The organism is Xanthomonas sp. MUS 060, from assembly GCF_000963215.1.
Classification (GTDB): Bacteria; Pseudomonadota; Gammaproteobacteria; order Xanthomonadales; family Xanthomonadaceae; genus Xanthomonas_A.
The window spans coordinates 85451-109862 of sequence record NZ_JZIM01000003.1 but is presented as its reverse complement, the minus strand read 5'-3'; the positions used below and the strand labels follow the sequence as shown (position 1 = coordinate 109862).

The 24412-nt window shown below is 62.1% G+C and carries 19 protein-coding genes, 2 pseudogenes and 1 riboswitch; of the genes and pseudogenes, 4 read left to right on the top strand and 17 right to left on the bottom strand.

The annotated features are described in order from the left end of the window. Positions 1 to 67 precede the first annotated feature (67 nt). A riboswitch (S-adenosyl-L-homocysteine riboswitch) is annotated at positions 68 to 167 on the top strand. Between the two features lie 34 nt (positions 168 to 201). Continuing rightward, positions 202 to 1647, top strand: coding sequence for an adenosylhomocysteinase (ahcY, locus tag XANALMUS060_RS05190; RefSeq protein WP_045737471.1), 1446 nt, complete (start codon positions 202 to 204; stop codon positions 1645 to 1647). Between the two features lie 187 nt (positions 1648 to 1834). On the opposite strand, the gene XANALMUS060_RS05185 is transcribed toward ahcY, so the two are convergent. From XANALMUS060_RS05185 to XANALMUS060_RS05165, 5 genes are all read right to left on the bottom strand, one after another. Continuing rightward, on the bottom strand, positions 1835 to 2602 hold the full coding sequence (locus XANALMUS060_RS05185; protein ID WP_045737470.1) for a class I SAM-dependent methyltransferase: 768 nt from the start codon (positions 2600 to 2602) through the stop codon (positions 1835 to 1837). 176 nt (positions 2603 to 2778) lie between these two features. Beyond that, positions 2779 to 3711: a sulfotransferase domain-containing protein gene (locus tag XANALMUS060_RS05180; RefSeq protein ID WP_045737469.1), complete on the bottom strand. Its 933-nt coding sequence runs from the start codon at positions 3709 to 3711 to the stop codon at positions 2779 to 2781. A 568-nt stretch (positions 3712 to 4279) separates the two neighbouring features. Next, the gene (locus tag XANALMUS060_RS05175) at positions 4280 to 4966 is read right to left on the bottom strand and encodes a sulfotransferase family protein (protein WP_045737468.1); all 687 of its coding nucleotides are present in this window, start codon (positions 4964 to 4966) and stop codon (positions 4280 to 4282) included. A gap of 223 nt (positions 4967 to 5189) precedes the next feature. Then, on the bottom strand, positions 5190 to 5972 hold the full coding sequence (locus XANALMUS060_RS05170) for a TorF family putative porin (protein ID WP_235430366.1): 783 nt from the start codon (positions 5970 to 5972) through the stop codon (positions 5190 to 5192). Beyond that, a complete protein-coding gene (locus XANALMUS060_RS05165) occupies positions 5969 to 6364 on the bottom strand; it encodes a hypothetical protein (protein WP_152640395.1) in 396 nt (131 codons plus the stop codon). The genes XANALMUS060_RS05170 and XANALMUS060_RS05165 overlap by 4 nt, the downstream gene beginning before the upstream one ends. A gap of 624 nt (positions 6365 to 6988) precedes the next feature. Between XANALMUS060_RS05165 and XANALMUS060_RS21820 the strand changes: the two are divergent. Then, a pseudogene (locus XANALMUS060_RS21820) lies at positions 6989 to 7447 on the top strand (transposase); the annotation flags it as partial. Between the two features lie 621 nt (positions 7448 to 8068). On the opposite strand, the gene XANALMUS060_RS05160 reads toward XANALMUS060_RS21820, so the two are convergent. Next, positions 8069 to 8632 (bottom strand): DUF3228 family protein, encoded by a 564-nt coding sequence (locus XANALMUS060_RS05160; protein ID WP_045737466.1) that lies wholly within the window; start codon positions 8630 to 8632, stop codon positions 8069 to 8071. Between the two features lie 156 nt (positions 8633 to 8788). Continuing rightward, the gene (locus tag XANALMUS060_RS05155) at positions 8789 to 9709 is read right to left on the bottom strand and encodes a M14 family metallocarboxypeptidase (protein WP_045737465.1); all 921 of its coding nucleotides are present in this window, start codon (positions 9707 to 9709) and stop codon (positions 8789 to 8791) included. Positions 9710 to 9895: 186 nt separating this feature from the next. Between XANALMUS060_RS05155 and metF the strand changes: the two genes are divergently transcribed. Next, positions 9896 to 10738 (top strand): methylenetetrahydrofolate reductase [NAD(P)H], encoded by an 843-nt coding sequence (gene metF, locus XANALMUS060_RS05150; protein WP_045737464.1) that lies wholly within the window; start codon positions 9896 to 9898, stop codon positions 10736 to 10738. A gap of 317 nt (positions 10739 to 11055) precedes the next feature. Here metF and XANALMUS060_RS05145 read toward each other — a convergent pair whose 3' ends face one another. The 4 genes from XANALMUS060_RS05145 to XANALMUS060_RS05130 form a co-directional block, all read right to left on the bottom strand. Next, positions 11056 to 12018 (bottom strand): Nudix family hydrolase, encoded by a 963-nt coding sequence (locus XANALMUS060_RS05145; RefSeq protein WP_045737463.1) that lies wholly within the window; start codon positions 12016 to 12018, stop codon positions 11056 to 11058. Positions 12019 to 12176: 158 nt separating this feature from the next. Further along, the gene (locus XANALMUS060_RS05140) at positions 12177 to 12551 is read right to left on the bottom strand and encodes a VOC family protein (RefSeq protein WP_045737462.1); all 375 of its coding nucleotides are present in this window, start codon (positions 12549 to 12551) and stop codon (positions 12177 to 12179) included. 139 nt (positions 12552 to 12690) lie between these two features. Then, positions 12691 to 15429, bottom strand: a complete 2739-nt coding sequence (secA, locus tag XANALMUS060_RS05135) for a preprotein translocase subunit SecA (RefSeq protein WP_045737461.1) — start codon at positions 15427 to 15429, stop codon at positions 12691 to 12693. Between the two features lie 162 nt (positions 15430 to 15591). Then, positions 15592 to 16539, bottom strand: coding sequence for a M23 family metallopeptidase (locus XANALMUS060_RS05130; RefSeq protein ID WP_045737460.1), 948 nt, complete (start codon positions 16537 to 16539; stop codon positions 15592 to 15594). Between the two features lie 11 nt (positions 16540 to 16550). Here XANALMUS060_RS05130 and XANALMUS060_RS05125 point away from each other — a divergent pair, with 11 nt between their 5' ends. Continuing rightward, a complete protein-coding gene (locus XANALMUS060_RS05125) occupies positions 16551 to 17027 on the top strand; it encodes a DciA family protein (protein ID WP_045737459.1) in 477 nt (158 codons plus the stop codon). 149 nt (positions 17028 to 17176) lie between these two features. On the opposite strand, the gene lpxC is transcribed toward XANALMUS060_RS05125, so the two are convergent. The 6 genes and pseudogenes from lpxC to murC form a co-directional block, all read right to left on the bottom strand. Further along, positions 17177 to 18088, bottom strand: coding sequence for a UDP-3-O-acyl-N-acetylglucosamine deacetylase (gene lpxC, locus XANALMUS060_RS05120; protein WP_045728543.1), 912 nt, complete (start codon positions 18086 to 18088; stop codon positions 17177 to 17179). 252 nt (positions 18089 to 18340) lie between these two features. Beyond that, on the bottom strand, positions 18341 to 19567 hold the full coding sequence (ftsZ, locus tag XANALMUS060_RS05115) for a cell division protein FtsZ (protein ID WP_045728544.1): 1227 nt from the start codon (positions 19565 to 19567) through the stop codon (positions 18341 to 18343). 219 nt (positions 19568 to 19786) lie between these two features. After that, complete coding sequence (gene ftsA / locus XANALMUS060_RS05110) at positions 19787 to 21022, bottom strand: cell division protein FtsA (protein ID WP_012917280.1); 1236 nt, start codon at positions 21020 to 21022, stop codon at positions 19787 to 19789. A gap of 176 nt (positions 21023 to 21198) precedes the next feature. Next, positions 21199 to 21879, bottom strand: a pseudogene (locus XANALMUS060_RS05105) (cell division protein FtsQ/DivIB); the annotation flags it as partial. After that, a complete protein-coding gene (locus tag XANALMUS060_RS05100) occupies positions 21876 to 22835 on the bottom strand; it encodes a D-alanine--D-alanine ligase (protein WP_045737458.1) in 960 nt (319 codons plus the stop codon). The gene XANALMUS060_RS05100 and the pseudogene XANALMUS060_RS05105, both read right to left, overlap by 4 nt. Further along, complete coding sequence (gene murC, locus XANALMUS060_RS05095) at positions 22832 to 24268, bottom strand: UDP-N-acetylmuramate--L-alanine ligase (RefSeq protein ID WP_045737457.1); 1437 nt, start codon at positions 24266 to 24268, stop codon at positions 22832 to 22834. Before murC ends, XANALMUS060_RS05100 begins: the two co-directional genes overlap by 4 nt. Between the last annotated feature and the right edge of the window lie 144 nt (positions 24269 to 24412).

Here is a 24412-nt window from a genome sequence, read left to right as displayed (position 1 = left end):
GCGCGGCATCGCCGCTCAAGCGGCCCATTCAAGTCCCGCACCCAGCAGCCGCTATACTTCATTCCCCTCTGCCGAGGGGCGCTGCGACCGTGTCTAGACCGGAACTCCCGTGTGCAGACCCGGCCAGGCTCGGCGGACGGCATGAGCGACAACGGCGCCCGGACTTCGCGAGTTTTCTCGCCATTGACCGGAGCATTATCGATGAACGCTGTACGCAAGAGCCTCTCTGCCACAGGCGACTACAAGGTCGCCGACATCACCCTCGCCGACTGGGGCCGCAAGGAACTGGACATCGCCGAGCACGAGATGCCCGGGCTGATGTCGATCCGCCGCCAGTACGCAGCGGCCAAGCCGCTGGCCGGCGTGCGCATCACCGGCTCGCTGCACATGACCATCCAGACGGCGGTGCTGATCGAGACACTGAAGGATATCGGCGCTGACCTGCGCTGGGCCTCGTGCAACATCTTCTCCACGCAGGACCACGCCGCCGCGGCGATTGCCGCCAGCGGCACCCCGGTCTTCGCCTGGAAAGGCGAAACACTGGAGGAATATTGGGATTGCACCCTCGACGCGCTGACCTTCACCCTGCCCGACGGCACCCAGACCGGTCCGGAACTGGTGGTGGACGACGGCGGTGACGTGACCCTGCTGATCCACAAGGGCTATGAACTGGAGAACGGCTCCAAGTGGGTGGACGAACCGGCGTCCTCGCACGAGGAACAGGTGATCAAGCACCTGCTCAAGCGCGTGGCGGTGGAACGCCCCGGCTACTGGACCCGCGTGGTCAAGGATTGGAAAGGCGTGTCCGAAGAAACCACCACCGGCGTGCATCGCCTGTACCAGCTCGCCGAGGCCGGCACCCTGCTGGTGCCAGCAATCAACGTCAACGACTCGGTGACCAAGAGCAAGTTCGACAACCTCTACGGCTGCCGCGAATCGCTGGCCGATGGCCTCAAGCGCGCAATGGATGTGATGCTGGCCGGCAAGGTCGCAGTGGTCTGCGGCTACGGCGACGTCGGCAAGGGCTCGGCGCACAGCCTGCGCGCCTATGGCGCACGCGTCGTCGTCACCGAGATCGACCCGATCTGCGCATTGCAGGCGGCGATGGAAGGCTTCGAGGTCGCCACCATCGAAGACACCCTCGGCCGCGCCGACATCTACGTCACCACCACCGGCAACAAGGACATCATCCGCATCGAGCACATGACGCAGATGAAGGACCAAGCCATCATCTGCAACATCGGGCACTTCGACAACGAAATCCAGGTCGATGCGCTGTACACGCTGCCGGGCGTGCAGAAGATCAACATCAAGCCGCAGGTGGACAAATTCGTGCTGCCCAACGGCAAGGCGATCTTCCTGCTGGCCGAAGGCCGCCTGGTGAATCTGGGCTGCGCCACCGGCCATCCCAGCTTCGTGATGTCCAACAGCTTCGCCAACCAGACCCTGGCGCAGATCGATCTGTGGCACAACAAGGGCAGCTACGAAAAGCAGGTGTACCGGCTGCCGAAGAAACTCGACGAAGAAGTGGCGCGACTGCATCTGGAAAAGATCGGCGTGAAGCTGACCAGGCTGACCGAAGACCAGGCCGCGTATCTGGGCGTATCGATCGATGGCCCGTACAAGCCGGAGCATTACCGCTACTAAGCATCGGACACACCAGTGTCATTGCAGATCGGGCGCCGCAGGGCGCCCGATCCGTTTTGGCCATGGACCTGTGTGCTTGTCAGGCGCATCGCCATGTCACACAGGCTTTAGGTGCACCTGTTGGACACCCACTGTCCAGGATCCACCGCCTCGCATCGCGCACGCCGGCCAGCACTTGCCGGTGTCGTTACGCCGATCCGGCCCGACGATAGATCGAAATCTGCGAGCGCGCCCGCGCACCGATGGGCTGTTGCGTCCAATCCGACCAGCGCTCCCGCAGCTCCAGACCCGCCAGACGCGCCATCAAATCCAGTTCCGACGGCCACACATAGCGATAACGATCATTGAAGATGCGCGTGCCGGACTCTGTCATCAACACGATCCGTTGCTGCACCAGTTGCCGTACCGGATCGGCGCTGGAACACACCAGCACCACCGGCGTCTCCCCCGACTCATCCAAGGGCGGCACCTCCAACGCCGAGGAGACCTTGCCGCCAACTTGAAGCATGTCCGCCGGCGGCACCAAGGTCTGAATCACGAACACGCCCGCGGCAGACAAACGCTCGCGCACTGCGGCAAAGCAGCGTACCTGTTCGCTTTGCTCCAGCAGATAACCGAACGAAAATACCGAATAGATCAGGTCAAACAGCCCGGCCACCGGGACATCGACGAAATTGTCACACACCAAGCGCACACGCTCGGCTCCAGGCTTGGCACGCAGCCTGTCCAACATGCCCTGGGAATTGTCGATCCCGCACACCGTTGCGCCGCTGGCCGCAAGCGGCAAAGCGATGCGGCCGGTACCGATACCCAATTCCAGCGCCGTTCCAGTCCTTACCAATGCAGACAGCGCTTGCACGCATTGCGACGTATTGGCCGAGGCCCCCAACCCATCGCGCAGGCCGTCGTAGTAATGCGCAATGCGGTCGTATGTTTTCTCTGACATGGCGTGCATACCGTGGACTTTATAAGAAATTCAGGATGCGCTACGCCTAAGATTAACCAACAAGACAACGACATCGCCGCCGCAAGGCCACGGGCAGAGCGGAATCCTCATGCACTGCCTCACTGCGACTCCTGCGCGCTGCAAGCGCCCACTCGAGAGCGACCGGCGAGGCGTTGTTAGCCACGCTAAGCCACCATGCCAACGTCCGCCCGAGCGCCATCGAGGCGTTTGCCTGTGGCTAGCCACTGTGCACACTCGGTGCCGAGCTCCGTCGCGGCACGCTGCAGATAGGCAGTACTGACAGCCTCTGTCAGCACCTCCCGCCAGCGTCCATTGCAACCACGGTTGAAAAACGCACGCCCATCGTCGCGCCAGAAACCAGCCCCCTGCGGCACATAGCGCGCCGCATGCTCACGCATGTAAGCGAGGCTGCAATGCTCCACCACGCGCTCGCAGCGCGAAGCGTCCAGCGGGATGTCCAGAAACGCGGCGATACGCCGCACCTGCGTCGGCAGGTCTTGCAATAATTGGGCGTAATGCACCAGCAGGACATTGTGGTGATCGCGCAGTGCCCACCAAGAGCGCACCCCCTCCCAGAAAGGCCAGAGCGGCGCGCCATCCTCGTGCAACCACGTTTGGAAATACGCATCGACCGGGCATGCAGGCGGCGGCATCACCTTCAACTTGCCGTCACTGTGAGACTGCGCATCCAGTCGTGCCTGCGCATCGGCGCTGACCGCACGCTGGTGATCGTACAGGCTCCAGACGATGTCACGGCCATCGCGAGCAACGTAGAGATAACGCGCCTTCTCCGACAACACCAGCGCATCGGCGGGAAGATGGGTCTTGATGAAGCGACGATGGGTTTGCTCGGCAAATAGACGCTGTTTCGTCGCCTTATCCGGATAGACCGAATCGAACCAGGGAGAGATCTTGGATACTTCGACTTGCGCGTCGCCACCGAAGATCAACTGAGCGACGATTTGCTGGACCCAGGTCGTTCCCGCCTTCGCGTAGCTGGCGATAACGATGTCATCCGAACGAAAGGAGAAATCGTTCCATACCGTGGAGTCGAAGAACCGATTGGGATATTCCCTTTGCTTTGAAGGCATGCTCACTCGGCATCCTTTTGGCAATTTTCTAGCGAATAACGCGCATCATGCGGCATTTCACTTCGCCGTCAAGCACGCACTCATGCGTGATGTTAAATAAATAAAATTTACCGGCGCCAACGCAAGAAGAATCTATCGCAAACTATATCTTGGCAGGCAACACAATCAGCTTGAAACACATAGGAATCCCGCCAGAGCTGACAAAATTCCGATGCTTCAACCGACTCTGCCAGCCTGCCAAGACTGGCCTTCATAAGCGCACCTTCCGTGCGCATTCGGTTACTGCGTATAGATATAGGCAACCTTTCGCGGCCCGAACACGTTGAGAATCTTGCGAAAGACAATAGAAATTGCATTCTTGATTTTCATCACATTCACCTTTCGGAAATTTTTATATTATTGGTTGAAGAGGAACGATCAACCAATTTCAGGCTAGCAATCCGTCGCCGCCATATCAATCTCTTTTTTGACATCACATTCACGTCAATGATGGATTTTCGATTAGAATCACACAATCATCCTAACCACCCTTCTATTCAGGAATATTCATCAAAATAAATAATTTCATTTATATTCATGAAAATAAATCCTTGCGCAGGTAGTCCAGATAATCTCGCACGTGCTGCTCGCGCGCAGACACATCCTCAGGAAGGCGCAGGCCGCGCGTGAACCAGCGCAAGCGCTGCCGCGCATGCAAGTGCGGATACGCATGCGTTGGGACCGGCACACCAAGGAACGCACACAATGGCGCCCATCCTTGCTGGGAAGAGAACACCAGCAGGCGGTCTGCCGGCACGGTTTCGATGATCTGCTGGTTCCACCGCTTGAAATAATCGGTCATGAATACGCGGTCTTGGCTACGACCGGCAAAGTGTTGCTTCAAGAACCTGCTGAACTCCTCTCCTTCAGGACCCAAAAAGGTGCTCTTTTTACCTGGCACCAGAATGGTCTGGGTGACGGATTCGAACCAGCTCTCCGGATCGCGCACGGTCAGGATGACCTTCGCATCGGGATAGACCTCGATTAACTCACGCCAGTAGTAGCAGCCGGGATGATCGGTCGTCGAGCGGTATCCAGCAAAGATCGCCGACCAGTCCGCAGCACCTCGCTCCGCCGCATTCCACAGCGGCAGCGCCTTGCGCATGGTCGCGGCAACTTCGGTCGCGTGGTAACAAGGACCGAATCCAAGATGCTCAAGCGCGAACTTCAACGACAGCGTCCCGGTCCTGCCCAAACCGGCGCCGATCACTTGCAACGACATGGGTTCTGCTCCTGTCCAATCTCGACAGGCGGAAACTACCACACCCGAATTATCTGCTTACGGGCACTTTGGACTGGACACATATTCGAACGCGTGCAGCACGCATGCTGTATTTGGCGCAGATGTTGCGCAGATGTAACGCGCATTGGCACGCTGCGCACGAGACGACAATCAGCACAACGACATCGGGCCTACGCGCAAACCGATGCGACAGGGCACAGCGCTACAGCGTGAAGTTACGCTTGATGGTGAATGTCCAGGCACCGTCGATCGGATTGGAGACATGGATCCGGCCGCTTCCATCCGGCACACCCGTGCTGTAATGCCGATATACGCCCGCGCTGTTCCAGGCACGCGCATAGGCCAAGCTAAACTCGGTGCCGTGCCATATGTGGCTCAGGCCTACACGCGCATCGGTCCAACTGTAATCGGCAAAATTACGGATGTGCTGGCGTCCAGCATGGACACTCGCCTGCCAGGACGGCACCACTTCATAGCTGGCATCCAACGCCAGATAACCCGACCCACGCGAGTGCTGCCCTCCACCGAGCCCCAACGAGGCGCTGTTGTAGCCTACATAATCGCGCGTCCATGTACTGGCATAGGACAGCTCGATGGTGCGCCAGTGTGCGGCGACGACCACATCGCCATAGTCGTAGTGGGTACCACTGACGGTAATCAGCGCGCCCGGATACGCGTAATGGTAGATGCCTGAACGCCAGCCCCAATCGCCAAGATTGGCTGCATAACCGGCGTACACATCCCACTCGATGTGGCCACCTTCGATGAAATACGGGCTCACTCCCGAGGCCCAGATGCCTGCATACCAACCGCTGTCAGCGACGACGTCCAGCCCACCCTGTAATACCGGCTTGCCCCAACTTTGCTCGAATCCACGCGAAACGTAGTTCGAAGTGACCGACACGTTAGCGGTGCCGCTGGCGGCCCACGCAGGCACCGTACCACTCAGCAGCATCGCCGCCAGTAATCTGAACTGTGCATTCACGACACCATCTCCAGCGACGCATGGCCCGGCTCGCCCACGCCAGCGGCAAGCTGTTGCGCCGACCACTTGAACAAGGCCGCTGCACGCTGACATTGCAGCGCCTGCTCCGCCATCGATGCGCGGGTTCGACCAGAGGACTCGATGACGTCACTGTCTTGCGGTGAAACAGCGGCGACCTCGCGCACGATGCCAGCGGCATGGCGCACGCTGGATACCGTCTGCAGTGCGTAACTGCTGCGACTGCTCATCGCGATGATGGCATTGACCTGGGCTGCGGACATATCGCTCGCACGCTTGAGCTCGTGCGAGCGAAGTTGCGCTTCAAATCCGGACAGGTCGATATTGCTGCCAGACGTGGAGGACAGAACATCGTGGCGACGGCGATCAGTCATCATCACAGCCAGACCACCGCAGAAAAACACGCACAGACCCGTGCATCACATCCGTCGGGTGACGTCGCCGCCTCGGCGAGGGTGTGGGAATCCAATGGAATGCGGAACATAGTGATTTCCTGAAATTGGTGAAGCACAGTCGTTGCAACCTGGAACACAGACGGACGCTATCGCGCAAAAAGACCCTCCACTGAAATGGGAACGCAAGCGCGTTGCATCCTTCTGATCGGCCCAACCTGCATACCGAACACATCGACGACACGGTGAACGCCTCATCTGCCGTGATGTCAGGGCACGACAAACAAACGACGTTCCGTTCGTGATGAGCGAATACGTGCGAACCGAATCTGCTCTGGTTCAGCCACTATCGTCCGCGTAGCGGAAAACTTGAACGCAAGGAACACGCTATCGCCCAGCGATGCGTCCTTGTGAAAGAGACATTCATCTCATTCAAAGAATCTGTACGTGTCGATGAAACGCAGATATCGGGCCTGAACGAGTCACTGAAAAGCGTTATCAGCGACAGGCTGAGCAGGACAGATGAACAGACCATTGGATACGTGAAAGCGTCGGTCCGGTTAGCGGATCTATTGGCCAGCATGGATGGCTGTCACACCAAGGCCCCCGGGCATTGCACCCGGGAAATGGCTGCGGGCGCTGCTGCTGCAAGTGCTCTAGCGCATTCGTTCGTAACGGCAATTGATGGAGCAGGTGCAGTAGAACCTACTGCACCACTGGTTCGGCGATCTGTCGATGGACGCAGCTGGCTAGCGAGCCAACATTTCAGCGCGCATGGGATATTGATCCAGACCTTTACAAGGCACAAGAGCTTCCTGGTAAGGGTGGCAATGACGTAGGCGGCGACGATTCACCCGGGCAATCGCGCAGCAGCGAGACGCACAGTTCCACCGGTAATACGGATGCGCGACTGCGTCGCAAAGGCAAGACAGTCAACGAACTGGACTATATCGGTGACACGATGAGCGACAACCTGCATGGGCTGATTCCCCATGCAAGGGCGACATGTGCCGACGGTTGCGCCGAACGCGAAGCGACCAGGGCTGCGCCGACGCCCGACAGTCCACCGATCCGGAAGCATTGACAGCTTGTGCGCTAGCCGATGTGGAGGCATCTGCCGTCAGTGCGAACACAGTACACAGCATGGCTTTAGGGAAATAACGAGCGCTCGAACGTGTGACCATGTTAATCACCTCTCAAGCGTGAAAGTAGATATACACATGCTTGCCAAGCGAAGCATGCACATGCGTGCCACCGGATACATCCCACGCGGCGGCGCTGACATTTGCAACGCGACGCCCCGGAGCGGGGTTGGCCGTCGCTTGCATCAGCGATTTTAATTGGAACCCCGCAGATTTATGATAATTGCATCCCTATTGTGCGCCAACCGCTGTGGCGACACTGCTCGTCAGTACGAAACACATCAACAATGCAGTGAGCGTCTCATCTGCCTTCATGGAAGTGCACGACAAGCAGACGATGTCCTGCTCGTGATGAGCCAATGTATATGAACTGAATCCGCTCCACTTATCGCCCAGCAACACCTCTTCGCGCACTACACATTTGCATGCCCCGGAGAATAGGTCTGCGCGAATATCACACCGATATCGCATCTCGTGCGCACAGCCGCAAAGCGGGCATGGCCAACTCTCCGCCACGTTCGTCGCACTTTCATATTCATAATGGTTACGGCGTCGGACGCCAGTTCGCGTGATGTTGCCAAAATTCCACGCTACGCCGGTAGGCGGCACGGTCAAGCGGCACGCCGGAGCCGCCCTCTTCCACGCCCAGCGCGTTACGCAGCATGGTGATCGGCGCCATCGGAATTTCCTGCGGCTGTGCGGTATACAGGCAGCCAACCACGCCCCAGTCCGCTTCGATCGGCGTGCCTTCGTGCGCGAGTTGATCGCGGCTGTAAAGAATCGGTAGCAGATAATCGGCAACCGGCGGCTCGACGCCCTCGAACCAGCGCACCAGCACGGGAAGTTCCTCGCGACTGCGTGCTTCATAGCCAGAACACAGCAGCGTGCGGTTGGCATCGGTGATCGGCACGGTCAGGCAGCGGGTCGAGGTCCAGTTGCGATGCACGTGGATTTTGCAAAACGGTGCATAACCATCCAGCACCTGTAACGGCACCGTGTCGTTGAGGTGGCGCTCGAACTGCTCGGGCGTGCAGTCCTGGATCGCGTTGCGGCGACGATCGCGCGGAAACAGACGCGGGCGGGCAAAAGCAGTGAGAACGATGGACATAGCGAAGATGCGAACCGGGATACACGTAAGCCTAGCGCGTCAGGCCGCAGCCGCACACCGACACGCGGTAACCCGAGGCAGCGCAGAGCGCGGATATGTCCGCACTGCGCTTGGGCGCCCATCCAACAGCGACTGGCGACGTTTTTTTAGCCACACTCAAGAATGCGCCAACGCATAGTCGATCGCCGCACGCACCGCCACCGCTTGCGCCGCATTGCATTGCGCCGGCGTGGCGTTGGCGTTGTCCGGATACACTTCGGTGGTGGTGGTGTAGCGCGCATCGGTGATACCGGCACACAGGCCCAACTGCTTCACCGGGTAATGGATGACGCCGGGCGCGGCAATCGGCGTCCCGATGAGTTCACCCGCCGGGTCTGCCTGGGCGATGTGGGTCACCTGCGCCACCGCCGCGAGCACTGCCTGCTGGAATGCCAGTTGCGGGTTTTCGCTATCGCCGACCAGATAGAACCCATCCGGAATGCTGCCCGGCACATAGGCGACACCATCGCGCGCGGCCAATGCCGGACGGAACTCGGACTCATCGCTATCGGTGGTCTCGTGCAGATCGATATGCATCGCCACCTGTGCACGCAATGGCGCGATCAGCCGCAGCAGCGCAGCCGACTCCTGCGCCGGACTATCGTTGCGGAAACAGCGATTGGGATCGAGCGCATCGGCGTTCCAGCGATGAATGCGTTCGTAGGCCCAGGGGCTTACGCACGGCACCACCAGCACATTGGCGCGGCCACGATACGTGGTCGCTTCCTGCGAGGCGAACTGCAGCGCACCGTGCACACCACTGGTTTCGTAGCCATGCACACCGCCGGTGACCAACATGCACGGCAACGCGGCATCCCAATCGCAACTACGCAGCGCCAGGAGCCGATAGCGTGACTGTGCGTAGCTCAGCACGCCGTATTCCATCACCTCCCACGGCCCACGCAGCTCTTCGATGGCGTCGACCACCTCGATCTCATAGCAGCGCCGGGGATGCTGTTCGGCCAGCCAGGCCGCCCGCTCCGCAGCGCCCCAAGGCACGCCAGGCGTTCCGATTCGATAGAAGGCGGCGTGGGGCATCGCATGGCTCCGCGGAGAGTGGAAATGAGGCTGGCGACTTTAGCAAAGCGTCCTCCATCGTCCAGCATCGCGTCAGCGCAGATACAAGCATGGTCGGCAGCGCGCCCCATGACACCCAGTGACGTCACTGAACATTCATCCGGATGAAGAGATATAATCTCTCGCATCACCCACCGCGTCACGCCCATGACTGCCATCAGCTTCGAGTTCTATCCGCCCAAGACCGACGAGCAACGCGTGCAGTTGGACCGCACCGCCGCGCGGCTGAAGTCTTACGCGCCCGAATACGTGTCGTGCACCTTCGGCGCCGGCGGCTCGACCCTGAGCTACACCTCCGAGACGGTGCGCCATCTCAAACAACAGCATGGCTTCGAGGCCGCACCGCATCTGTCCTGCGTGGGCGGTAGCCGCGAGGAAATCCGCGAACTGCTCAAGCTGTACCGCGCCATCGGCTGTCGCCGCCTGGTGGCGCTGCGCGGCGACCTGCCCTCGGGCATGGGCCATCCCGGCGACCTGCGCTATGCCGCGGACTTGATCGCCTTCATCCGGGCCGAATATGGCGATACTTTCCGCCTGGAAGTCGGCGCCTATCCGGAGACGCATCCGCAGGCCACCGATGCGCTCAGCGATCTGCATCACTTCAAGTGCAAGGTCGATGCCGGCGCCGATGCCGCGATCACCCAGTATTTCTACAACGTCGACGCGTATTTCCACTTCGTCGATGCGGTGCGCAAACTCGGCGTGCAGATTCCGATCGTGCCGGGGATCATGCCGATTTCCAACTTCAGCCAATTGCGACGTTTCTCCGAACAGTGCGGCGCGGAGATCCCACGCTGGATCGGCAAGCGCATGCAGGCCTACGGCGACGATGTCGAGTCGATCCGCGAGTTCGGCGCGGATGTGGTCGCCACGCTGTGCGAACGCCTGATCGCCGGCGGCGCGCCAGCGCTGCATTTCTACACGCTCAATCTAGCCAAACCGACCACCAGCATCCTGGCGCGGCTGGCACTGGAGCCGGCGCACGACTGAGCGAACCCGTATCGAAGATGACGGCAGACGGGGATGCGTTGCCACGCAACGCATCCCGACCGCCTGGATACGATGGCGTCATCTCTGAAACAATCGCTAAAGGGCAGGCGGCGGAACCCACACGCAGACGGCAAGCCTGCACCGATCACGCAGCCAATCACCACCATGCTGGATCTACGACAGCGACACGCTTGCCAGTGGATCAGTGCCCGGAGCCTACGCGGTACTTTGCATTGGCCGTCAGCGGCAAGGAGATCGTGTCGCGCGACGTCGGATAGCGGACGGCCTGCGTGCGGCGCGCACTCTGTCGCCGACGCTCAAGCCACGTCGGCAGTCAACGGCCACAGTCCACGGATCGCGGCGATGCCCTGCCCGCCGTGACGCCGCGCCTCGGTCACCTGTGAAGGCAACAACCCGCCAATCGGATACAGCGGCAGGGCGACCTGCTCACGCAGCCGCTCGAACGCCTCCCAACCCAATGGCGTGGCATCGGGATGACTGGCGGTGGCCGCCAGCGGTCCGACTACCGCGAAATCGCACCCGAGCCGCTGCGCCGCCTGCAACTCCTCCACCGTGTGGCAGGACGCCGCCACGACCTGCGCGGACGGCAGTGGACGCGCCTGGTACTGCGCCAATTGTTCCGCGCCCAGGTGTACGCCGACACCCAGTTCCTGCGCCAATGCCAGATCGCGGTTGACCAAGACTTGCGCGCCATGCGTGGCACACAGCGCAGCAGCGGCCCGCGCCAGCGGCCACCAATGCACGTCCGGCAGACCGCGCGCGCGTAGTTGTACGCAGCGCACGCCGCTACCCAATGCGCGCTCCAGCGCGGCCAGCCACAGCGCGGGATCGTCCGGCTCCGGCGTCACCAGATAACGGTCGGGCTGGCGCAGCATCGCCACCACCGGCTGATCGGCCGGCGGCATCGCGTAACGGCCCAGCTTGTCCGGCGTCACCCACATCAATGGCTGGCCTTCACGGCCACGCGGGGTTCCCTTCCACGACTGCACTTGACGCACTTCCAGACGCAGCCGTTTATCCGGATAGCGCTGCGGCACCTCCATCAACCACGCGCCGACCACCGCGTCGATGCCCAGTTCCTCGTACAGTTCGCGCACCAGCGCCTGCTCGGAGGTTTCGCCCGGCTCGCGCTTGCCGCCGGGGAATTCCCACAGCCCGGCCAGATCGCTGCCACCGGTACGTCGGCTCAATAGAATACGACCGCGCGCATCGGTGATGACGGCGGCCACGACATGAATGGAGCGGAGCGGTTCGGACATGCGGCAAGCTTGCCGTCTTCGGCAGGGTCCGCGCAATCAATTGACGTCACAACGTCGACGATTCACACCATGCGCTTCACCTAGTGCTTAGCTTGCGCAAGCGGGAATCCACGCGACAGCGCATGGTCCGCCGCGCGGCGCACCATGGCAAGACAGATTCAACCGGAAAGAGTGTGGCCAATCCGCCACAACACCCCGGAAGGATCGTGCAGGGTGAAATCGCGCATGCCCCAGGGCCGGTCTTCGACGATGCCCAACTGGGCGCGGTAGCGACCGGCGAGATCGGCCGCCTCGCATCGCTGCCACCAGGCATCGGCCTCTTCCACAAGCAAGTGCAGCATCAGATTGTGCGCCAACCCTTCCGCGTAGAAATCCTGCAACAGAAACGCACAGCGTTCGCCATGGCGACAGCAGGCGAGTCCGTCACCGAGCTCCTCGACCGCGAAACCCAACTCGCGGTAGAAACGCCGCGACAGCGCGTAGTCGCGCGCCGGCACGAACACCTTCAACTCAAGACTGGGGCAGGGCTTCACGGCAACTTCCGGCGCTACGCAGGGAAGGTCACGCTACTCATCGGCCGTGTAACGCGCAATGGCTCTGATAGGCGCCGCTGCACGGCGCCCAACAATTTCCCGACACAGGACGCTGCCGCGCACGCACGCGGCAGCCCACTCAGGTCAACTGCCCGTGGCAGTGCTTGTATTTCTTGCCACTGCCGCACGGACACGGGTCGTTGCGGCCGACCTTGGGCATCTCGCGGGTCACCTGCATGATGGGCATGCCATTGGACCCGGATGACGGCTGCTCGGCGTCCTCCTCGGCACTGTAGCCACCGGCTTCTTGGTGCTGGAACTGCGCCTGGAGCAGTTTCGCCTCCATCTGTTGACGCTCCTGCACCTCCAACGCGGCAACTTCCTCCTCGCTGCGGACACGCACCCGCGCCAACAAAGTCACCACCTCGCGCTTGGCATGCTCCAGCATTTCCGAGAACAGCTCGAAGGCTTCCTTCTTGTATTCCTGTTTCGGCTGCTTCTGCGCATAGCCACGCAGGTGGATACCCTGGCGCAGGTAATCCATGCGCGCCAGATGCTCCTTCCAGCTTTGGTCGAGCACGGTGAGCATGATGTGCTTCTCCAGCGCGCGCATGGTCTCGCTGCCGACCGCCTCCTCCTTCTCGCGGAAGTGGCGCTCCACCTCTTGGCGTACCGCCTCGACGATGCCAGCCGCGTCCAGCTCCTCGTGACGCTTGACCAATTCGCTCACCGACAGCGACAGACCCAACTCGCTGTCCAGGGTCGCTTCCAGACCCGGCAGGTCCCACTGCTCATCCACCGAATTGGGCGGCACGAAGCGCGAGACAAGATCGTAGATCACATCGTCACGGATGCCATCCACGTTCTCCTTGACCGAGTCGGCATCCAATAGCTCGTCGCGCTGAGCGTAGATCACCTTGCGCTGGTCGTTGTTGACGTCGTCGAAGTCGAGCAGGTTCTTGCGGATATCGAAGTTATGCGCTTCGACCTTGCGCTGAGCCTTCTCGATCTGGCGACTGACCAGCTTGTCCTCGATGACGTCGTCTTCCTTCATGCCCATCATGCGCATCGCTCTTTGCACCCAGTCGGAGGCAAAGATGCGCATCAGATTGTCTTCCAGCGACAGATAAAAGCGCGAGGACCCCGGATCGCCCTGGCGACCGGAGCGGCCGCGCAACTGGTTGTCGATACGCCGCGATTCGTGACGCTCGGTACCGATGATGTGTAGCCCGCCCGCCGCCTTGACCGCCTCGTGGCGCTCCTGCCAGGCCGCTTTCAGACGCGCGCGTTCGGCGGCGTCCAATTCTTCGCCCAACGCATGCAGCTCGGCTTCCAGCGAACCGCCGAGCACGATGTCGGTACCGCGACCGGCCATGTTGGTGGCGATCGTCACCGCCCCTGGCTGGCCGGCGTTGGCGACGATCTGCGCCTCGCGTTCGTGCTGCTTGGCGTTGAGCACCTCGTGTTTGACCCCGGCCTTGCGCAGGTGCTCGGACAACATTTCCGAGGTCTCGATCGACGTGGTGCCGACCAGCACGGGCTGGCCGCGCTTGGCGCAATCCTCGATATCGGCCAGCACCGCATTGAATTTGCCCTTGCGGTTGAGGAACACCTGGTCCGGCCAATCCTTGCGGATGGTCGGGCGGTTGGTCGGGATCACCACCACTTCCAAGCCGTAGATGCTATGGAATTCGTAGGCTTCGGTATCGGCCGTTCCGGTCATGCCGGACAGCTTCTTGTACATGCGGAACAGGTTCTGGAAGGTGATGCTGGCCAGCGTCTGGTTCTCGCGCTGCACCGGCACGCCTTCCTTCGCTTCCACCGCCTGGTGCAGGCCGTCGGACCAGCGCCGCCCCGGCAGGGTGCGGCCGGTGAATTCGTCCACGATCACCACTTCGCCGTCACGCACGATGTAGTCCACGTCACGCTGGTAGATCGCATGCGCACGCAGCGCGGCATTGAGGTGGTGGACCACGCTCAGGTTGTGCGCGCCATACAAGCTGTCTTCCGCATCGGCGAGGATGCCGGCGGCACGCAGCAGTTCTTCGGCGTGCTGCATGCCCGCCTCGGACAGATGCACCTGCTTGCCCTTCTCGTCGACCCAGTAATCGCCCTCGCCTTCCTCCGACTCCTGCCTGACCAGTTGCGGCACGATGCGGTTGACGCGAATGTACAACTCCGGCGACTCGTCGGCCGGGCCGGAGATGATGAGCGGGGTACGCGCCTCGTCGATCAGGATCGAGTCCACCTCATCGACGATGGCGTAATTGAGACTGCGCTGGAAACGGTCGGCCTTGGACAGCGCCATGTTGTCGCGCAGGTAATCGAAGCCGAATTCGTTATTGGTGCCGTAAGTGATGTCGGCGGCATAGGCGGCATGCTTGTCACTGTGCGGCATGCCCGGATACACCACGCCCACGCTCAGCCCCAGCCAGTTGTAGAGCTTGCCCATCTGCGCGGCATCGCGGCGTGCCAGGTAGTCGTTGACCGTGACCACGTGCACACCTTTGTCTTCCAGCGCGTTGAGGTAGACCGGCAACGTCGCCACCAGGGTCTTGCCCTCACCGGTGCGCATTTCCGCGATCTTGCCCAGGTGCAGCACCATGCCGCCGATCAACTGCACATCGTAGTGACGCATGCCCAGCACACGACGGCTGGCTTCGCGACACACCGCGAACGCTTCCGGCAGCACCTTGTCCAAGCTTTCGCCAGCCGCGATACGCCCACGTAATTCCGGGGTCTTGGCCTGTAGTTGCGCGTCGGAGAGCTGCCCCATCTCCGGCTCCAACGCATTGATCTTGGCGACGATACGGTGGAGCTGACGCAGCTGACGCTCGTTGCGGCTACCGAAAACGCGAGTAAGCAGACTGTTGATCATTGAAGGAACCGGTTGGAAAGGAACGCCCATACGGCCCAACCCCGAGCAAATCGCCGGGCCGCAAACGAAACAGGGCGCGAGGCGCCCTGTTATGGCAAAGCACATTGTAACTTGGGGCGATGCTTGGCGACTCAAGCATCGGCCATGCGCGTGGCGCCTTCCTCAACCGCGGCCGCGACGGCCAGCCGGCGCAGCACCGTCGCCGAGAAACTTGGCTGGATTCATCACCACCCCGTCCTTCCACACTTCCAGATGAACGTGCGCGCTGGTGGAAAGACCGGTGGAACCGGCCTTGGCGATTTCCTGACCGGCGCGCACCAGATCCCCCAGCTTCACCAATAACCGCGAGTTATGCGCGTAGCGGGTGACGTAGCCATTACTGTGATCAATCTCGACCACGTTGCCATAGCCAGTGCGCACGCCGGCGTAACTGACCACGCCATCGGCCACGGCCAGGACTGGATCGCCCACGCTGGCGTGGAAGTCGAGCCCCTTATGGAAACTGCTGCCGCGACCAAACGGGTCCATCCGCACACCGAAACCGGAGGTGATGTAGCTGTTGCGAATCGGCATCCGCGATGGCATCGCGTTCTGGTCGAGCTGATGGTCGAACAACAGCGATTCCAGCACCGACAGTTGTTGGCCGGAGATCGAAAATTGCTGTTGCAGCCCATCCAATTCCTTGCCGAGCTGAGCTGCGGGAATATCGCGATTGGGTTCGTCGCCACCACCACCGACACCAACCGGTTGCTCGAAATCGAACTCGCCATCCTGCAGCTTGCCCATGCGGGTCAGACGTTCGCCGAGCGCGTTGAGCCGTGTCGCCTGCGCCTGCAACTCACCCAATCGCGCGGCTAGCGCATTGACCTGTGTCTGCGCGTCATGGCGCACCTGCACCAGCTCACGATCCTGTCGCTCCAGCTTGGCGCGCAGATAGGCCGAACCGCCCCATCCAATTGCGGCACCGCCACCAAGGCCGAGTACCATGCCGATAGCAAGCACCGCACCAAGCCCGGCGAGTGGATGCCGGTCGGCGAACTGCCGCCATCGCCACGACCGCGTATCGATTCCTGTTGCATTGGAACGGATTACGATTTTCTTGAACGCCATATCGAGTTTTCATGTCTAAGCGAAAATCCGGCGAAGCCCATACCGCCACGCCCCAGCAGGCGTTGGACGCCGCACTGGCAGACAAAGCGGGCAACCCATTGCGCCGCGCCTTGTGGCTCGACGCGCTGGACCGGCAATTACGCCCCCATCTGCCGCCGCCCCTGGCCTCCCGTTGCCGGCTGGCCAATGTGAACGGCGAACAGCTCATTTTTTTGGTTGAATCGTCGCTATGGCACGCCCGGGTCAGACTTGCCGAAGCCGACATCCTCGTCGCCGCCCGTTCCCTCGGGCTGAAAGCCACCAAAGTGACCGTCAAAACCGCAACGACGCCTGCGCATTCCCCAATGCAGCAGGCAAGGAGTAAATCGACACCCGTGTCAGCAGCCACGCACAAAGGACTGCGCGAGGCATTGGCTTCCCTGCAGGACATCAGTTCCACGACACCAGGCACGACCACGGACTCCGACCGCAGTCGTAGACGCACGTAGACAAATACGCCGCGACCCGACGCATCCTAACGGGCGCCTGTCGCGAGGTCGTTATCGTGAAGTTAAATTTAAGTTAAAAATGAAGAAGGAGCGGCGGATTGCCGATTCCGTGACCCTGGCCTGGGGTAGAGATGCCTGGCCCGTCTGGCTCAGGCGTAGGCCACATTCGCATAGGCAACCGGCGCTGGCGCCGACGGCGATTCAAAACTGACCCATTCCCAGGCCGCCTGCTCGGCGAGCAGCGCACGCACCAGTTTGTTGTTCAGGGCATGACCGGATTTGTAGCCTTCATAGGCGCCGAGGATCGGACCGCCGGCCAGGTATAGATCACCAATGGCATCGAGGATTTTGTGCCGCACGAATTCGTCGGCATAGCGCAGACCATCGTCGTTGAGGACACGAAACTCGTCCAGCACGATGGCGTTGTCCATGGAACCGCCGAGGCCAAGATTGCGCTCGCGCATGTACTCCAGATCACGCATGAAACCGAAGGTGCGTGCGCGGGAGATTTCCTTGATATAGGCCATGGTGGAAAACTCGATTTCCTGGCGCGACTGCTTGGCCGGGATCATCGGGTGATCGAACTGGATGGTGAAACCCAGCCGATAGCCATCGTAGGGCGCGAAGCGGGCGACCTTGTCGCCATCGCGCACTTCGACCTCGCGCTTGATGCGGATGAAGCGCTTGGGCTTGGCTTGTTCGACGATGCCCGCGGACTGCAGCAGGAACACGAACGGGCCGGACGAGCCATCCATGATCGGCAATTCGGCCGAGGAGAGCTCGACCATGGCGTTATCCACGCCGAGGCCAGCCAACGCCGACATCAGATGTTCCACTGTCTGGATCTTGGCCTGGCCGCGGCTCAGCCCGGTGCACAGCGTGGTTTCTGTCACCAGTTCGGCATCGGCCGGCACTTCCACCACTGGATCCAGATCCACACGCCGAAACACGATGCCGTGGTCGACCGGGGCCGGGCGCAGGGTCATGTAGACCTTGTCACCGCTATGCAGGCCAACGCCAGTGGCGCGAATCGTGTTCTTGAGGGTGCGTTGCTGGGTCATGGCAGACAGTCTGGGAACCTCTGTTCTGATAGGAACTGAACAGATCACAAGAATATCACGCGCTTAGCGTGGCTTTAACAATCTTGGTCACAGCATTTCATTTGCGCAACACTGGCCGATGCGACTGACAGGGTCGCAAAAACCTGCCGGGTCGCGACGACCCGGCAGCAAGGGAACACAGCACGCCGGCCAGGTGGACAGTCCTGGACGACGGTATTGCGAGCCAGCGCGCGCGCCGGCCGAGAGCGAACCTCAGTCGGCCTGGCGGCGCAAAAACGCCGGGATATCCAGGTAGTCGCTGGGCAGATCCGCCGCAGGCGGCGCCGAAGCGGCAGATCCACCGCTCATGGCGTCGCTGCTAGGACGGCGCAACCCAAGCCCCATCGCGCCACCGACCGCCTTGGATACGGCGTCGCCGGCATAATCGAAATCGCCGAACTCCGGTTGGCCGGTGCTGGCGTTGCGCACCAGCTTGATCGGCGCACGCTGCTCCGGACGCTGCGACTGGCGCGACACCGTGCGGTTCAAGCCAGTGGCGACCACGGTCACGCGTACTTCGTCCTGCATATCCGGATCCAACACGGTGCCGACCACCACCGTCGCGTCCTCCGAGGAGAATCCCTCGATGGTGCGACCGATCTCGTCGAACTCGGCCATGGTGAAATCCGGGCCAGCAGTGATGTTGACCAGGATGCCGTTGGCACCGGCGAGGTTGACGTCGTCCAGCAGCGGGTTCTGGATCGCCGCCTCGGCCGCCGCCTGGGCACGGTCGTCGCCGCGCGCCGAGCCGGTGCCCATCATCGCCAGGCCCATTTCCGACATCACCGTGCGCACGTCGGCAAAGTCGACGTTGATCAGGCCGGGACGCACGATCAAATCGGCGATGCCCTGCACCGCGCCCTGCAGCACATCGTTGGCGGCGCGGAACGCCTGGATCATGGTCGCGTTACGGCCGAGCACGGTGATCAGCTTTTCGTTGGGAATGGTGATCAGCGAATCGCAATGCTGGCTCAGTTCCTCGATCCCCTTCAGCGCCACCTGCATGCGGCGGCGGCCTTCGAACGGGAACGGCTTGGTCACCACCGCCACGGTCAGAATGCCCATTTCCTTGGCCAACTGCGCCACTACCGGCGCAGCGCCGGTGCCGGTGCCACCGCCCATGCCAGCGGTGATGAACACCATGTCCGCGCCCTGTAGTGCATCCATGATGCGTTCGCGGTCTTCCAGCGCGGCCTGACGGCCGACTTCCGGGTTCGCACCGGCGCCCAGGCCCTTGGTGACGTTCGTGCCGAGCTGCAATTGCAACTTGGCACCGCAGTTTTTGATCGCCTGCGAGTCGGTGTTGGCGGTGATGAACTCCACGCCATCCACACTGCTGCTGACCATGTGCGCGACCGCATTGCCACCGCCGCCGCCGACACCAACCACCTTGATCACCGCATTGGGTGCCATCTTTTCAATCAATTCGAAATGCGCCATGTCCGTTTTCCTCTTGTTTGTGTGGAGCCGGAACCCGGGGCCCGGGACCCGGGACCCGGAAAACCACTTCCCGGGACCCGGCCCGAAACTCGGACCGGCAATCGTTTTTATGAATGTTGCGTACCGCTCACTACCTACCGCTCCAATCCCGCTTTCTCTCGTAACCTTCCGCTCTCTGCTTTTGCGGGTCCCGGATCACAGGCCCCGAGTCCCGGCCATTCAAAACTCGCCGCGATACCAATTCTTCAATTTCTTGAACAAGCTGCCTGCACGCCCGGTGGGCAACGATGGCCGACGCGGGTGTTCGATCTGACTGCCCATCAACAGCAAGCCCACGCCGGTGGCATGCACCGGGTTGCCGACCACTTCTCCCAAACCGGTGACGTGCTGGGGAATGCCCACGCGCACCGGCATCTGCACCATTTCCTCGGCCAGTTCGACCACGCCTTCCATCTTCGAGGCGCCGCCGGTGAGCACCATGCCGGCGCGCACCAGTTCCTCGAAGCCGGAGCGGCGTAGCTCCGCCTGCACCATCTCGAAAATCTCCTCGTAACGGCCCTGCACCGCCTGCGCCAGCGAGTGGCGCGGCATGCGTCGTGGCGGACGGTCGCCGACGCTGGGGACTTGGATACTTTCCTCGGCGGTAGCCAACTGCGCCAACGCGCAGGCGTAGCGCACTTTGATTTGTTCGGCTTCCGGGGTCGGCGTGCGCAGCATGTGCGCGATGTCGTTGGTGACATGATCGCCGGCGATCGGCAGCGAGGCCGTGTGGCAGATCGCGCCCTGCACGAACACCGCCAGGTCGGTGGTACCGGCACCCATATCCACCAGCACAACACCCAGTTCGCGTTCGTCGGCGGTCAACACCGCGACCGATGACGCCAGCGAGGACAGAATCAGATCGTCCACCTGCAAGCCGCAACGCTGTACGCACTTGCTGATGTTGGCTGCGGCCGACTGCGCACATACCACCAAGTGCGCATGCACTTCCAGGCGCACGCCAGTCATGCCGACCGGATTGCGGATGCCTTCCTGCGAATCGTCCAGCACGTACTCGCGCGGGATGGCATGGAGGATGCGCTGATCGGCCGGGATCGCCACCGCCTTGGCCGCTTCCAGCACGCGATCCAGGTCGGTCCAGGTCACCTCGCCATCGCGGATCGGCACGATTCCTGGCGAGTTCTTGCACTGCACGTGGTTGCCGGAAATCGACGCGTATACCGAACGGATCTCGCAGCCGGCCATCAGCTCCGCTTCCTCGATCGCACGCTGGATCGACTGCACCGTGGATTCGATATCCACCACCACACCACGCTTGAGCCCGCGCGACTCGTGTGAACCGATGCCGATCACCTCGATCGGATTGCCGGGCGAATATTCGCCGACCAGCGCGACAACCTTGGAGGTGCCGATGTCCAGTCCAACGATGAGGGATTTATCGCCTTTGCGGTTCATGTATGACTAATACGTAGAGTGGGAAGGGTCGGGCCTGGTCCCGGGACCAGGAACGGCGCAAATGCAACGCCCCGATTGTTTGAGTTTGTTTCGGGCTTCGATTTTCGGGTTCCAGGCTCCGATTTCTTCGCCCCCCCGGCCCCCGGCTCCGGGGCGCGGCTCTCCGGCTTCCACGCCACCGTGAATCCATTGGTGTAACGCAGATCCGCACGCTCCAGCGGTGGCTGACCGGGTTGCAGCAATTGCGGCAACACGCGGGCGAAACGCTCCAAGCGCGCACGTGCATCGTCGCGCCCGATCACCACCTGCACGCCATCGCCCAAGGCCAACGACCAACTGCCGCGCGCGTCCATCGCCACGCCTGCGACCTGCAACCGCAGCGGCGCGAACAAACCGCGCGATTGGTTGTACAGCGCGACGACTTCCGCAGCCTTGGCATCCGGACCGGCCAGACGCGGCAGGGCGGCATTGCGCAACTCGTTGGGCATGGCGAGGATGCGCCCCTGCACGGACAACATCCGATCCTCGCCCCAACGCGCGAATGGACGATGCTCGGTAACGCGCACTTCCAGCACGTCCGGCCAGCGCTTGCGCACCCGCGCACTCTCTACCCAAGGCAGGCGCTGGATCGCAGCCTGCGCATCCTGCAAGCGCACCGCAAAGAAACCACTGCGCGCATACGGCAGCACCACCTGGCGCAATTGCTCCGCCGACACGCGCTTGAAATCGCCGCTGACCTGCAAGCGGCTCAGCGGCCAACGCTCGGCACCCACCCAGCCGTTGAGCACGGCCACGATCGGCAGCGCGACCAAGGCCAGCGCCAGCAACCAGGCGAAAATGCGCAGCGAAGCGTTCATCGCGCCACCACCTCCGGCAAGGTCTGCTCCAGGATCCGCCAGCACAGGCCAGCCAAATCGATGCCCAGGTGTGCAGCGGCTTTGGGCACCAGCGAGTGGCTGGTCATGCCCGGCGCGGTATTGACCTCGATCAGTTGCAGGCCGCGCACGCGATCGCGCATCACATCGACCCGGCCCCAGCCGCCGCAGCCGGCAGCGAAGAAGGCCTGCAACGCAAGCTGGCGAATCTGCGCTTCGTCCTCGTCCGACAGACCCGGGCACAGGTACTGCGTGTCCTCGGCGATGTACTTGGCGTGATAGTCGTACCAATCACCAGCGGGAACGATGCGGATCGACGGCAGTGCCATATCGCCGAGAATACCGACGGTGTATTCCTCGCCCTGCACCATCTGCTCCATCAGCAGTTCTCCAGCGTAATCGGCCGCGAACGCACGGACCGGAGCCAGATCCGCTGGAGACAGCACGCGAAACACACCGACACTGGAACCTTCGCAAGCTGGCTTGACGAACAGCGGATAGCCGAGTTCGGCAGCCACCGCGGCCAGATCGGCATCGGCGGCGATCCGGGCGAAACCCGGCGTCGGCAGCCCGGCGGCGATCCACACCTGCTTGGTGCGGATCTTGTCCAGGGTGAGCGCGCTGCCGAGGACGTCCGCACCGGTGAACGGCACCTGCAGTGCGCGTAGCAGCCCCTGCAACACGCCATTCTCGCCATCGCCGCCATGGAGGATATTGAACACGCGATCGACCGCACCGGCACGAATGCGCTCCAACAACGCCGCAATGCCATCGACCGGCTGTGCGTCCACACCGCGACTGCGCAATGCCTCAAGCACGTTGGCGCCAGAGGTCAGCGACACCTCGCGCTCGCTGGAATCGCCACCGAGCAGCACGGCAACGCGGCCAAATACGCTCGGATCGGTGTAACGCGGTGGCGGCAAGGACGACGTGCTCATGCGCTCGCTCCGCTGGCGAAGCCGTCCTGCGCGATGTGCTGGGCAACGTAACCGATGTCGCCCGCACCCATCATCAGCAACAGATCGCCATCCTGCAGCACATCCGGCAGCACACTGCCGAGTTCGGCGACCTGCCCGACCACCACTGGCTCGCTACGACCGCGCGCACGGATCGCACGCGCCAATGCACGCGCGTCGGCCCCTGGGATCGGTGCCTCGCCAGCCGGATAGACCTCGCTGAGCACCAGCGCATCCACTTCCGACAACACCGCGGCGAACGCATCGAATTGATCGCGGGTACGGCTGTAGCGATGCGGCTGGAACGCCACCACCAGCCGTTTGTCTGGCCAGCCGCCGCGCGCGGCGGCGAACACGGCGGCCAACTCGCGCGGATGGTGACCGTAGTCGTCGACCACGCGCACGCGCGCGCCGCTGGCGGTGACGACCTCGCCCAGATCGTTGAAGCGCCGGCCGATACCGGCGAAGCTCTGCAGGGCGCTGGCGATCGCCGCCGGCGTCACCCCCAGTTGCCAACCGATCGCCGCGGCAGCCAACGCATTGAGCACGTTGTGGCGCCCCGGCAAGGCCAACGTCACCGCCGTGCTGCTGCCTTCGGGCATGCGCAAGGTGAAGTGCATGCGCGAACCATCCTGGACCACGTCCTCGGCGCGCACATCGGCGTTCTCGCTGAGCCCGTAGCTCATCACATGACGCGGTGTCTGCGCCGCCAACGCGGCGACCTCGGGATCGTCGATGCACAGCACCGCCAGACCATAGAACGGCAGCCGTTGCAGGAATTCGGCGAAGGCGGCCTGGATCCTGGCGAAGTCGTTACCGTAATTTTCCAGATGATCGGCATCGATGTTGGTAATGACCGAGATCAGCGGGTTCAAGCGCAGGAAGCTGCCATCGCTCTCGTCGGCCTCGGCCACCAACCACTGGCCGCCACCGAGTTTGGCGTTGGCACCAGCGGCAAGCAACTGGCCGCCGATCACGAACGTCGGATCCATTCCGCCTTCGCTGAGCACTGCTGCGGTCAAGCTGGTGGTGGTGGTCTTGCCGTGCGTACCGGCTACCGCGATGCCGCGACGGAAGCGCATCAATTCGGCCAGCATCGCCGCGCGCGGCATGATCGGAATGCGCTGACTGCGCGCTTCCATCAATTCGGGGTTGTCCTCGCGAATCGCACTGGACACCACCACGCAATCGGTGCCGAGGACATTGGCCGCACAATGCCCACGCAGCACGCGTGCGCCGAGCTTGACCAGGCGACGGGTCGCGGCATTGTCGGCATTGTCCGAACCGGAGACTTCATAACCCAAGGTCAGCATGACCTCGGCGATGCCACTCATGCCGGTGCCGCCAATGCCGACGAAATGCACGCGTGGAAACGCGCGCATCAGATCACCGGTGTCATGAAGGCGACGAATCATGCGCGGGTTCCTGTTGCGCCGGGACCGGGGACACGGGACTGGGAACCTTGGGAAAGCGAAGGGGCCGCGCAACGCGCCTGGCCACCGAAATCATCTACGTGCATCTTTTTTTGCTCTTGCTCTTGTTCTTGCGTGTGCTCTTCC